The sequence below is a fragment of the Acetivibrio ethanolgignens genome, assembly GCF_001461035.1.
In the GTDB taxonomy this organism is placed as follows: domain Bacteria; phylum Bacillota; class Clostridia; order Lachnospirales; family Lachnospiraceae; genus Velocimicrobium; species Velocimicrobium ethanolgignens.
Genome location: NZ_LNAM01000193.1, coordinates 3,370 through 14,438 on the forward strand (window position 1 = coordinate 3,370; position 11,069 = coordinate 14,438).

Sequence of the window (11,069 nt, forward strand, 5' to 3'; positions counted from 1 at the left end):
GATACGGAAGCTGGCCTCTGATAGTGCCCAGTCAGCCATTAACACCAGAAAGCTGATTGAAGCAGCTATCCATGAGGTAGAAATCGGTAATCAGCTGACTGCCCAGACGGCAGCCTCATTAGCCTCAGTAACCGAAGGCCTGAATACCGTCGTTGTTCTTTCTGACAGCACCTACCGGGCTTCAGAGGATCAGGCCCGCTCCATTATCGGTATTGAATCAGGTATTACCCAAATTTCCGCCGTTGTACAGAATAATTCTGCTGCTGCCCAGCAGTCCTCTGCTACCAGTGAGCAGCTTTCCGCACAGGCCTCTCTTTTAAATGAGCTGATAGACAGGTTTAAAATTTCAGACTAATTTAGCCTTCTATCCTTCCATTTACAGTAAATTACCGCAGCTAGTGTGCTTATGGCCGTTGCCACCATTGCCGGTGCAATGACCGCTGCCGGATTTACGCTGCCATACTGGCTGCGGTAAGCTATGATATTGACCGGAATCAGCTGTAATGAAGAAATATTAATGATTAAGAAGGTACACATTTCATTACTGGCACTTCCCTCAGAAACACCCTGCCCCTTTTCTCTACGCTCCTCTTCCAGCTTCTTCAGCTCTCTCATGGCAGAAAGCCCGGCTGGTGTCGCTGCCCAGCCGAGCCCCAAAAAATTAGCAATCATATTTGCAGCTATGTATTCTAACGCCGGATGTCCTGATGGAATTCCAGGGAATAAAAGCTTAAGAATTGGCCTCATTGCCTTCGTAAATCCCTCTATAATTCCCGCAGCTCTTGCCACCTCCATCAGACCACACCAAAAAGACATGACTCCAAGCATGGTAATACACAGGCTTACTGCTTCCTTTGCCGATTGTAAGGAAGCATCACTTACTGCCGCTGTACTTCCTGTTACCAGTCCAACGGCGATTCCTATAATAACCATAAAGCCCCAAAGATAATTCAGCATATATAACCTCATATCATCTTTTCTTTAGTACCTTATGAAAAAAAATCCTTCTTTATTACCTTTTTCCAAAAACCAAATATTTTCGCCATTTTTCTCCTAATTTTCCCCTAACTTTTCCACTTTTTCCTGAAAAATCCCAATTTTTTTACAATTATAGATATGATAAAATTAATAAAATGCTATATTATCTTAAATTTTTACATTGAAAACCCCCAAAAAAGATGGTATCTTATATCTAGAAGTTAATCGAAGGAGATAAATGAATGAAAAGTACAGGAATCGTAAGAAAGCTTGACGAACTTGGACGTATCACTCTCCCGATTGAATTGAGAAGAACCTTAGGTGTTGGCGAGAGAGATGCATTAGAGATATTTGTTGAAGATGATAGAATTATTCTTACCAAATATGAGCCGACCGATATTTTTACTGGTGAAAAAGAAGATTTGTATGATTTCTGCGGTAAGAAGGTTTCTAAGGATTCGATCATCCAGCTTGCAAAGATTGCAGGTGTAATTGAATAATTTGTTAATTACTTTATATGGCTGTTAATAGTCAGACTCTTAATAGTCATGTTGGCAGCCATATAATATAATTATACTCCCCCTCTCATTTTTTGAATGGCAGATAAGACCCTCCCCTCTTCTTATCTGCCGCTTTTTTATTCTTCCTCAAGCAATCTTTGATAAATCTCCCTTTTGCTTACTCCTAAATCCTTTGCCACAGCCTTCATGGCTTCCTTTTTATCCATTCCCTGAGCAACATAATATTCCATGTGCTCCAAAAGTCCTACTTCCTTCCACTGGTTCTTTTCTTCCTCACAGATTTCCTCATAGGACTTTCCCTCTATTACAAGAACACATTCTCCTCTTGGCTCTTCTTTCTCATAATAGGCAAGAATCCCAGAAAGCGTAGTAAGAAAAGCAGTTTCATGTTTTTTCGTCAGCTCCCGTAAAAGTGTGGCTCTACGATCCCCCAGAACCTCCAGAAGCTCCTCTACTGTCCTAATAAGCCTGTGCGGTGCCTCATACAAAATAATCGTTCTCGTTTCTTGAGAAAGCTCACTTACAATCCGCTGCTTTTCTTTCTTATCTGCCGGAAGAAAGGCCTCAAAGGCAAACCGCCGCGTTGGCAGACCGGAAAGTGTCAAAGCTGTGATGCAGGCCGCCGGTCCCGGCAGCGAAGTTACTTCTATTCCTGCCTCATAGGCCTGGCGTACCAGCTCCTCTCCCGGGTCAGAAATCCCCGGTGTTCCTGCGTCTGTTATCAGGGCAATGTTAATGCCCTCCTTTAGCTTTTTTACCAGATAGACTGCCTTTTCCACCTTGTTAAACTCATGGTAGCTGGTCATCGGCGTTTTTATATCAAAATGGTTCAAAAGCTTAATACTGTGCCGGGTATCCTCCGCTGCAATCAAATCGACCTCCTTCAAAGTATTTAATACCCGGAAGGTAATATCCTCCAAATTGCCAATGGGTGTTGCACACAAATATAATTTTCCTTCCATGTCTTTCCTCTTAAAATCCATATTCTCTCTTAATCTCTTCTGTGTAGCAGCCTGGTTCTGAAAATAAAATCAGCGGTGGCTCTACAGTTATTCTTGGTTTTCCATCCTTATAGCACTCTAAAAGCACCATATTAGGCTCTCTGTCTACAAAAGGATGCACCATGCGCATCCTTTTCGGTTCCAACCGATAACGTGTCAGCGTACCGATAATCTCCGCCAGCCGAAAGGGTCTATGTATCATATAAAAACGCCCACCAGGCACTAAAAGCCGGGAGGACTGACGTACAATATCCTCTAAAGTGCATTTAAGCTCATGCCGGGCTATCGCTTTCGGAGAATCCGTATTTTTTATGCCGTGATTCTCTATCATATAAGGTGGATTTGTCGTAATGACATGAAAAGAGGCAGGAGAAAAAAGCTTCTCTGCCTCCTTAATATCTCCTATTACAACAGAAATTCTTTCCTCCAGACCATTATATGCAATACTGCGTCTTGCCATATCTGCACTTTCTGTCTGTATCTCCAGACCAGTAAAATGCTCACCCTTTGTCTTTGCCGCCAGCAGAATCGGGATGATTCCTGTCCCAGTACCAATATCCATAGCTCTCTCTCCTGGCTTCACTGTAGCGAACCCGGATAAAAGCACCGCATCCATACCGAAACAGAACTTTTCCGGATTCTGAATGATGTGATAGTTATTTCTCTGCAAATCATCCAGCCGCTCTCCTGGTTTTAAAAAAGCTTCCTGCATTCATTTTTCCTCACACTTCATCATTAAGCTTTGATTTTCCCTCTGCTTTTTCCAACCGCTCTAACTCCCTTACCTCTCGAAGCTCCTCTGCGGTCATTTTATTATCCTTACGCCTTTTCTTAAACTTAAGCTCTTCAACCTTATACTCACGGATTTCCTTTTCATCATCTTCAAGGCTGACAACTACCTTTACAAGCTGCTTTAATACACTAACGCTGGTAACCTCACCCTTTAATCCGTCTATCGTTGTCACATAATCACCGATATTCGGAAGCTTGCTGTTAAGCTCCTCATAAGCTTCCTCCTCATTTTTGAGGCAGCACATAAGTCTGCCGCAGCAGCCGGATATCTTCGTCGGGTTCAGGGACAAATTCTGTTCCTTTGCCATTTTAATAGAAACTGGTGCAAACTCCGCCAGGTGGGTATGGCAGCAAAGAGGTCTGCCGCAGATGCCGATGCCTCCGATAATCTTTGTCTCATCCCGGACTCCAATCTGGCGAAGTTCAATTCTTGTCTTAAATACCGAAGCCAAATCCTTTACCAGATCACGGAAATCAATTCTTCCATCGGCAGTAAAGTAAAACAATACTTTATTGTTATCAAAGGTGTATTCTACATCAATCAGTTTCATCTCCAGGCCATGCTTTTCTATCTTTTCCAGACAGATTTTAAAGGCCTCCTTTTCCTTTTCCTTGTTCTTTTTCTCTACTGCATCATCCTCCGGTGTAGCAATACGAATTACCGGCTTTAATGGCTGTACTACCTTATCGTCTTCCACCTCACGGACACCGGCAACCACCCTGCCGTATTCAATTCCTCTGGCAGTCTCGACGATTACATTGTCTCCCTGCTTTATCTCAAGCTCTGCCGGATCAAAATAATATATCTTTCCAGCAGTTCTAAATCTTACTCCTATTACCTTAATCATTTTCGCACTCCTTTATTGTCAAAAGCATAAGCTCTATGGCGATGTCAGAATTAACATTAGCCGCCAGGCGAAGCCTTGCTTTATCCATTGCCTTAATTATATTTTCAAGACCTTCATAGCTTCTTTTCTTAGCCTGAGCCGAGATAAAACGAAACTCTTCCTTAAAAAGAAGCTTATCCGGATCCTTTGTTACCTTGTACATCAAAATATCGCGATACCAAAGCTGCATAAAATCAATACAATCACTAATCTTATGCTTGTACTCCGACAGCTTCCGAATCGCTTCAACAATTTCATGGATTTCCATATCATCAATGTATTTTAAGAGATGGAGGGTATCCTCCTTAATCTTATCAAAATCACCGGAGGTTCCATAACGGATTGCCTTTCCGACATTTCCCTGAGAAAACTGTGCTGCAAGCCTTGCTGCATAATCTGGAATATTATACTGATTTACCAGATAGGCTGTTATCTCATCCTCTGATACCGGCTTTAAATTTAATATTACACAACGGGATAAGATCGTCTGCAGGAGATGATTTACATTCTCTGCCAGAAGAATCACCACGGCATACTCCGGCGGCTCCTCAATGGTCTTTAGCAGGGCATTCTGTGCCTGCTCTGTCATCTTATCCGCATCTGCAATAATGTAAATCTTTCTCGGCCCGCTGTAGGGCTTGATGCCAATATCATTATTTACCTGCAGGCGGATATCGTCTACACCAATACTCAGCTTTTCATGAGTCACCCAGATAATATCCGGATGATTGTTTGTCTGTGCCTGCAGACAGGACTTACAGGTTCCACATGGATTGACTCCTCTCTCCTCACACTGGAGGGCTGCCGCAAATACGCTGGCAATCAGTCGTTTCCCAGCCCCATGTTCACCATGGATAATATAGGCATGACTTACCTTATTCTGTGCAATCGCCGTCTGCAAGTGCTCCTTTATCTCTTCTCTTCCAAGAATATCCTTAAAATCCAACATGATACCCCTTCTCTCTTAAGTAATTATATCCAGTAGCAGTCCTCTGATTTCATCAATACAGCCCAAAATCGCCAGATGGTCCTTTTCATCTTTAATGAGCTCTGTCGCCAGCTCATCCAGCTTTTCATCTACCAGCTTTACAATACCATATACCCTGTGACGGCCTCTCCTGTCCAGAAAATTCTCCCTGCTAAACTTGTGGGAACGGCTGACTACCTCATTCATGAAATCCTTAATCAAAGCCCGGTAATGCTTCATATCTCTGACATCCATCCGCTTTCCAAGCTTCTCTCCCTGCTGGGTAATTTCCTTCATCATCAGAATCAGACGCTCCTGAAGTCCCTGCTCTTCGATATTGCTGACAAGGGTAAACTTAAAGCTTCCGTCTCCTTCCGGTACAGGTGCCTTTTTTTCTATCTGGTTCAGCTGTGTCATCTGATCTATTTTTATTTCCATCTGCGGCACCTCCCATCCGTTATCATTTACTACGCTTTTTCCTATTTTACCACAAAATTTTATTTCTGTATATCGTTAATAATCTGGCAGAGACATTCTTCCAAATCAAGGTTCTGATATTTTTTCTCAATACCCGCCGCCAGAAGCTTTTCTGATGAAAAATCCTCTTCATCAGCCAGATATCTCCGACACATTTCAGCATACTTTGGCTCTGCCTGCTGCTTTTCTCTCTCCAGTGCCCGGGAAAGCCGAAGTCCATCCTCTACCTCTATATAAATCGGCACAACCTTGTCTTTTCCATAATACCGACAGGTTTTCTCATAACCTTCCAAAGTATTCAGCATCAAATAATCCTGGTGCTCTAAATCAATCTGTCCATCCGCTACGGTAAAATAGCTCCAATCACCCAGTACGGTATGATATATCCGAAATTCTATGACACGCCCCTCTTTTTCAAGCTCCTTAAACCGCTCCCAGCTGACAAAACGATACTCTATCCCTTCTGTCTCGCCTGTACGAATCGGACGGGTCGTATAGCCGACTACCGTTTTAAGTCCAAGCTCTCTGTGCTCTAAAATCCGCTTATAAATGGTGTCCTTACCGGATGCACTTTTTCCCATGACAATATAAATCCTGCCCATTTCTATTCCTCCGAAATCACAGAAATCATTGGATCTGTATCCTCTGAAATTCCATGTACGATAAGTCCTGTTCTTTTATAATACCATATCTGTTCCAGACAGTCTCCGTCAATCTCTTCTCCCGGACATAAAAGCGGAATTCCCGGCGGATACAGATAAATATAGGCTCCACAGATTCGTCCCTTCGCCCTGTCTAAAGCAATCCACTCTGTTTTTCTAAGAGCTGCCTCATAGCTTGTCAGACACTGCCTCCTCTTTGCCACCTGCTGACACCTAGGCTTTATCTCCTTAACCGCTTCTTTCTCTTCAAGCCCTTTATCCAACTCCTCTAAAGCCCTCCAAAGTCTTGAGAAGCCCTCTTTGCTATCCAGAACGCTGGTCATCGCGAGTACATAGGTATCTTTTGCCATTTCCATCTGTAAATGGTATCTTTCTAACAGTATATCATAAAGCTGTCTTCCTGTCATAGAGGTATTTTTCACAGAAATTACCAGCTTGGAGCTGTCTCTTTCAAAGCCCTTATATTCCCCTCTTTTCAGCACATAAATATGTGTTAAGCCCTCTGCTTTCCTATAAAAATCTCTTAGCTGCTTTGTATACGTCTCAAAAAAGGCTTCTTTGTCCCTCTCCAGAAAATCCATACATCGGCTTATCCCCGCCATCAGCACGTAAGACGGACTGGAAGATTGAAATACAGATAAAAACTGACGAAGCCGCCCTCTAGCCACACGCTCTCCCTGCACCTGGGCCAGTGCCGTCTGAGTAAGGGCAGGCAGAGTCTTATGGATACTCTGGATTACAATATCCGCACCGCCGTCTACCGCCGATGCTGGGAACTCCCCGCTAAAAGGAAAATGCGCTCCATGAGCTTCATCTACAATTAAAATGGCATTGTAGGAATGAACTATCCCTGCTATTTTCTTAATATCCGAGACAACACCTTCATAGGTCGGCGAAGTCAGTACCACCGTTTTACAATCCGGGTGTTCTTTTAAAAGGTTATCCACATCCTCTGGCAAAATTCCAAGATTTATCCCGAATTCCTCATCTGCCTGTGGATAAAGATAAACCGGCTGAAGCTCATTAATGAAAATACCGTTATATACTGATTTGTGGCAGTTTCTTGCCATTAAAATCTTCTCTCCATGATGGGTGCAGGCACTGATAGCTGCCAGTAATCCGCAGGAGCTTCCATTTACTAAAAAATAAGTTTCTTCAGCCCCAAACAGCCGGGCAGCCCGCCCCATTTCCTCCTTCAAAATCTCCTCTGGTTCATGAAGATTATCAAAGCCATCAATCTCTGTAATATCAATTTCATAAGGATTTATCTCTTCCATTACTTTGGTATTTCTTTTATGCCCTGGCATATGAAAGGGATAGTAATCACTTTCTCGATAGCTTACCAGTTTTTTATATAGGTTCATAGCTTTTCCGCCTTTCTTTCCTGTCCTTTATAGTGTATAATAACCCTAAAAAGATTGCAACAAGGAGGTCAAAATTATGAAATTTATATCCTGGAACGTCAATGGTCTGCGGGCCTGTATACAAAAAGGGTTCCTTGACATTTTTAATGAAATAGATGCTGATATTTTCTGCCTTCAGGAGACAAAGCTTCAGGAAGGGCAGATTGACTTAGAGCTTCCAGGCTATCATCAGTACTGGAATTATGCCGAAAAGAAAGGGTATTCCGGCACAGCCGTTTTTACAAAAAAGGAACCCCTTTCTGTTTCCTATGGTATCGGTATCCCGGAGCATGATATGGAGGGCCGTGTCATTACATTGGAATTTGAAGATTTTTATTTTATTACCGTCTATACTCCAAATTCACAGAATGAGCTTGCCCGTCTTGACTACCGTATGACCTGGGAAGCTGCCTTTTTAGACTACTTAAAAAAGCTGGAGGAAAAAAAGCCTGTTATCTTCTGCGGTGATTTAAATGTAGCCCACCAGGAAATCGACTTAAAAAATCCGAAAACCAACCGCCGCAATGCAGGCTTTACCGATGAGGAAAGAGACTGCTTTACAAAGCTTTTAGCTTCCGGATTTATCGACACCTACCGCTACTTTTATCCTGACACCGAGGGTGTATACTCCTGGTGGTCCTACCGCTTTAAGGCAAGGGAAAAGAATGCCGGCTGGCGTATTGATTATTTTGTTGTATCAAAGGCACTGGAGAGCCGCCTTTCTTCTGCTACCATCCATAGCGAAATCTTTGGCTCCGACCACTGTCCGGTAGAGCTTGTCCTGAATTAAACTATGCTGCTCCTTTGTAGTCCAGAATCTGGTTTATCGCATACCGCACCGTCTGGACTACAAAGGAAGCAATTAAAATTCCCATTGCTATCGAGCCAGCTATTGCTATCGTATAAATTCCCAGCTGATAAGACTCTGTATCATTTCCCATAATTAGCTCCCGCATCGTATAGAAAATCGTACCTCCCGGTACCAGCGGAATCATTCCCGATATAATAAATACAGTAACCGGTGTTTTTCTCCAGATAGCCATAAATTCTGCATAAAAGGAAATTGCCATAGCTGCTGCAAAAAACTGTGTAATCGTATTTTGAAAAAGCTCTCCCATGAGCAAATACACAACCCAGGCAAACAGACCGCCTAGTGCTGCAAAAATACTGTTTTTTCCACGAATATTAAAGACAACACCAAAGGCAAGAGAACCAGTAAAAGCCCAAAAGCACTGCATCATTCCTTCCATTCTCTCACACCTCCTACACTACCATCATAGCAAAGGCTACACCAATCGCTATACCTGTCGCCACAAACAACGCCTCAATTAACCTCGACATCCCTGCCATCGTATCACTGGATATGAAATCCCGCATACTGTTGGCAATGGCCAGTCCCGGCACTAAAAGCATAATGGTTCCAATCGTAATCACATCACTGTTAAAAATACTAAAAGTATTTTCTAAAAGCCTTGCTGTTACAGAGGCCACAAAGCCACAAATAATATTTACAAAAAAACCATTGACCCTTATTTTATCCAAAAGTCGCAATAAAAAATAAATCTGTGCACCAACACCAGCTCCTATCAGCCCATCCTGCCATTTACCGCCGAAAAACATCGTAAAGGAAAGTCCGACAACCATATAAGCAAAATACTGTATCGCCGTGCTATATACCGGTCCATTTTTTATTTCCAAAAGCCGCTGCATCGACTCCTGATAGGTCAAATGCTCCCGGCAGATACACCTCGACAAATCCGTAAGCCTGGAAATTTTATCCAAATCTCTTTTTCCCTTCTGAACCCGCTTACTCTTCGTCAAAGACTGGTGTCCATCCGATACCGTTACTACAATACTGGAAGGGATGGCAAAGGCTTCTATCTCCTTCACACCATAGGCCCCACAGATATACATGATACTTTGCTCCACCCGATAAATCTCAGCTCCGTTCCGAAGAAGCTCATAGCCTACCTGGATAGAGGCATCTAATATTTCATCCAGTTCCATATCTGTCTCCTTTATAAATAATTTGTCTTCTATTTTTTACAGCATTTTCCATACAGCCGTGCTGGAAATATTACTGCACACAGCCAGGATACCAACGGCGTAGTCATTATGATACCGATAGAACCTGCGATTCCCTGAAGAACTTCAATCACAATCATATCACTGTTTAATATCTGTATCATTGGATAATCATATACTCGGAACAGGATAAGAAGATTAAAAGCCGAACCCACAAAGGCTAAAATAAGAGTATTGGCCATTGTTCCCATTGCATCTCTTCCTATATTCATTCCTGATTTAAATATCTGCTTAGCAGAAATCGCCGGATTTTGTTCATAGACTTCCTGTAATGCAGAAACAATAGACATAGATGTATCCATCAAAGCTCCCATAGCTGAAAGCAGTATCCCGCTGATAAGCAGTCCACTAATTTTTAGCGATGATTCCGAAGCCCGAATTACCATCTCTTCTGCTTCTGACATATTAAAGCCATTAATTGGCGTAATCGTTGTTACAATCCCTGCAAAAATTCCGGCAGCAACCACACCTCCGATACAGCCAAGCAGTGCACAAAGAGTCTTTTTCGTAAATCCGGTAAGTAAAAGAAGAGCACCGGCACTTGCGACAGTTGTAATCAAAATAGTGGCCAGAATAGGTGACATCCCGCCTAATACCATGGGAATCAATAGATACCATAGACTTACAACCGTAAAGACAAGCCCCAGCAAAGCCCTGGCACCCTTTTTTCCTCCGACAAGTACCATAAATGCAGCAAAAACAACGACTGCTCCGATTAGGACTCGACTGCGATCATAATTAGGGATCGAAACGACATACAACTCTCCATTATCATTATAATCCAGTCTTACAATAATCCGGGTTCCGACCTTGGCATCCACATTGTAATATGCATTCATATAGTTCTCTGTTTCTAATATCTTACCCTTTTCTGGTCCAGAAATTACTGTTATCTCCAATGTCTGCTGCCCAATACGCCGTCCTTCTGTCCAGGTATCCGGTGCTCCATTATCAGCAAGAATGTCTGTGACCCTTGCCACAGCAAATTTTCTTTTTCTTGCTGCCCGCTCTTCCTTTCCTTCTTCCCGCTGGTTTAAAAAAACTACTGCTGCCATAAACATCAGGAGCATAAATCCTGTAATTATAACTGTTACTCTGCTTCTTTTCTTCACCTGTTTTTCCTCCACTAATGATGCAGGAAAAAGAGTGTCCCCAAAAGTTTTCCATTCGGGGACACCCTTTCTCATTTTACTTAATTGTTACCTTTTTCGTAATTGTTTTCTTTTGTCCGCTTTGTAAAGTAATCGTAACCTTCACATTTACTGTGCCCTTTTTCTTACCAGTCAGGGTTCCCGA

13 protein-coding genes and 1 pseudogene are annotated in these 11,069 nt (G+C 42.7%); 3 read left to right on the forward strand and 11 right to left on the reverse strand.

Going from position 1 to position 11,069, the window contains the following annotated elements:
- Positions 1–355: pseudogene (locus ASU35_RS19940) on the forward strand (methyl-accepting chemotaxis protein); the annotation flags it as partial.
- On the opposite strand, the gene ASU35_RS15105 reads toward ASU35_RS19940, so the two are convergent.
- Positions 352–957: a nucleoside recognition domain-containing protein gene (locus ASU35_RS15105; RefSeq protein ID WP_058353813.1), complete on the reverse strand. Its 606-nt coding sequence runs from the start codon at positions 955–957 to the stop codon at positions 352–354. The pseudogene ASU35_RS19940 and the gene ASU35_RS15105 overlap by 4 nt on opposite strands.
- A 263-nt stretch (positions 958–1,220) precedes the next feature.
- Here ASU35_RS15105 and ASU35_RS15110 point away from each other — a divergent pair, with 263 nt between their 5' ends.
- Positions 1,221–1,478 (forward strand): AbrB/MazE/SpoVT family DNA-binding domain-containing protein, encoded by a 258-nt coding sequence (locus tag ASU35_RS15110; protein WP_058353814.1) that lies wholly within the window; start codon positions 1,221–1,223, stop codon positions 1,476–1,478.
- 137 nt (positions 1,479–1,615) lie between these two features.
- Here the strand turns inward: ASU35_RS15110 and rsmI are convergent, their stop codons facing one another.
- The 7 genes from rsmI to ASU35_RS15145 are packed head-to-tail and all read right to left on the reverse strand — an operon-like array spanning position 1,616 to position 7,649.
- The gene (rsmI, locus tag ASU35_RS15115) at positions 1,616–2,461 is read right to left on the reverse strand and encodes a 16S rRNA (cytidine(1402)-2'-O)-methyltransferase (protein WP_058353825.1); all 846 of its coding nucleotides are present in this window, start codon (positions 2,459–2,461) and stop codon (positions 1,616–1,618) included.
- Between the two features lie 10 nt (positions 2,462–2,471).
- On the reverse strand, positions 2,472–3,212 hold the full coding sequence (locus tag ASU35_RS15120) for a tRNA1(Val) (adenine(37)-N6)-methyltransferase (protein ID WP_058353815.1): 741 nt from the start codon (positions 3,210–3,212) through the stop codon (positions 2,472–2,474).
- Positions 3,213–3,222: 10 nt separating this feature from the next.
- Positions 3,223–4,140 carry a PSP1 domain-containing protein gene (locus ASU35_RS15125; protein ID WP_058353816.1) on the reverse strand — a complete coding sequence of 306 codons (918 nt, stop codon included), beginning with the start codon at positions 4,138–4,140 and terminating at the stop codon, positions 3,223–3,225.
- Positions 4,133–5,128: a DNA polymerase III subunit delta' gene (gene holB, locus ASU35_RS15130; protein ID WP_058353817.1), complete on the reverse strand. Its 996-nt coding sequence runs from the start codon at positions 5,126–5,128 to the stop codon at positions 4,133–4,135. The genes ASU35_RS15125 and holB overlap by 8 nt, the downstream gene beginning before the upstream one ends.
- A 15-nt stretch (positions 5,129–5,143) precedes the next feature.
- On the reverse strand, positions 5,144–5,584 hold the full coding sequence (locus tag ASU35_RS15135; protein WP_058353818.1) for a YaaR family protein: 441 nt from the start codon (positions 5,582–5,584) through the stop codon (positions 5,144–5,146).
- Between the two features lie 59 nt (positions 5,585–5,643).
- A complete protein-coding gene (locus ASU35_RS15140; RefSeq protein ID WP_058353819.1) occupies positions 5,644–6,225 on the reverse strand; it encodes a nucleoside/nucleotide kinase family protein in 582 nt (193 codons plus the stop codon).
- A gap of 2 nt (positions 6,226–6,227) precedes the next feature.
- The gene (locus ASU35_RS15145) at positions 6,228–7,649 is read right to left on the reverse strand and encodes an aminotransferase class I/II-fold pyridoxal phosphate-dependent enzyme (RefSeq protein WP_058353820.1); all 1,422 of its coding nucleotides are present in this window, start codon (positions 7,647–7,649) and stop codon (positions 6,228–6,230) included.
- Positions 7,650–7,725: 76 nt separating this feature from the next.
- On the opposite strand from ASU35_RS15145, the gene ASU35_RS15150 reads away from it, so the two are divergent.
- Positions 7,726–8,478: an exodeoxyribonuclease III gene (locus ASU35_RS15150; RefSeq protein WP_058353821.1), complete on the forward strand. Its 753-nt coding sequence runs from the start codon at positions 7,726–7,728 to the stop codon at positions 8,476–8,478.
- A 1-nt stretch (position 8,479) separates the two neighbouring features.
- Here ASU35_RS15150 and ASU35_RS15155 read toward each other — a convergent pair whose 3' ends face one another.
- The 3 genes from ASU35_RS15155 to ASU35_RS15165 are packed head-to-tail and all read right to left on the reverse strand — an operon-like array spanning position 8,480 to position 10,885.
- Entirely contained in the window at positions 8,480–8,938 is a 459-nt protein-coding gene (locus tag ASU35_RS15155) for a threonine/serine exporter family protein (protein WP_058353822.1), read from the reverse strand.
- A 13-nt stretch (positions 8,939–8,951) separates the two neighbouring features.
- Positions 8,952–9,695 carry a threonine/serine exporter family protein gene (locus tag ASU35_RS15160; RefSeq protein WP_058353823.1) on the reverse strand — a complete coding sequence of 248 codons (744 nt, stop codon included), beginning with the start codon at positions 9,693–9,695 and terminating at the stop codon, positions 8,952–8,954.
- 29 nt (positions 9,696–9,724) lie between these two features.
- Positions 9,725–10,885, reverse strand: a complete 1,161-nt coding sequence (locus ASU35_RS15165; protein ID WP_058353824.1) for a YibE/F family protein — start codon at positions 10,883–10,885, stop codon at positions 9,725–9,727.
- Positions 10,886–11,069: the final 184 nt, after the last annotated feature.

Bases quoted from the DNA above. Each gene is read 5' to 3' on its own strand.
- ASU35_RS15135 (WP_058353818.1), bottom strand. From the start codon at position 5,584: ATGGAAATAAAAATAGATCAGATGACACAGCTGAACCAGATAGAAAAA.
- ASU35_RS15155 (WP_058353822.1), bottom strand. From the start codon at position 8,938: ATGGAAGGAATGATGCAGTGCTTTTGGGCTTTTACTGGTTCTCTTGCC.
- ASU35_RS15110 (WP_058353814.1), top strand. From the start codon at position 1,221: ATGAAAAGTACAGGAATCGTAAGAAAGCTTGACGAACTTGGACGTATC.
- ASU35_RS15140 (WP_058353819.1), bottom strand. From the start codon at position 6,225: ATGGGCAGGATTTATATTGTCATGGGAAAAAGTGCATCCGGTAAGGAC.
- ASU35_RS15105 (WP_058353813.1), bottom strand. From the start codon at position 957: ATGCTGAATTATCTTTGGGGCTTTATGGTTATTATAGGAATCGCCGTT.
- ASU35_RS15145 (WP_058353820.1), bottom strand. From the start codon at position 7,649: ATGAACCTATATAAAAAACTGGTAAGCTATCGAGAAAGTGATTACTAT.
- ASU35_RS15125 (WP_058353816.1), bottom strand. From the start codon at position 4,140: ATGATTAAGGTAATAGGAGTAAGATTTAGAACTGCTGGAAAGATATAT.
- ASU35_RS15120 (WP_058353815.1), bottom strand. From the start codon at position 3,212: ATGCAGGAAGCTTTTTTAAAACCAGGAGAGCGGCTGGATGATTTGCAG.
- ASU35_RS15160 (WP_058353823.1), bottom strand. From the start codon at position 9,695: ATGGAACTGGATGAAATATTAGATGCCTCTATCCAGGTAGGCTATGAG.
- rsmI (WP_058353825.1), bottom strand. From the start codon at position 2,461: ATGGAAGGAAAATTATATTTGTGTGCAACACCCATTGGCAATTTGGAG.
- holB (WP_058353817.1), bottom strand. From the start codon at position 5,128: ATGTTGGATTTTAAGGATATTCTTGGAAGAGAAGAGATAAAGGAGCAC.
- ASU35_RS15150 (WP_058353821.1), top strand. From the start codon at position 7,726: ATGAAATTTATATCCTGGAACGTCAATGGTCTGCGGGCCTGTATACAA.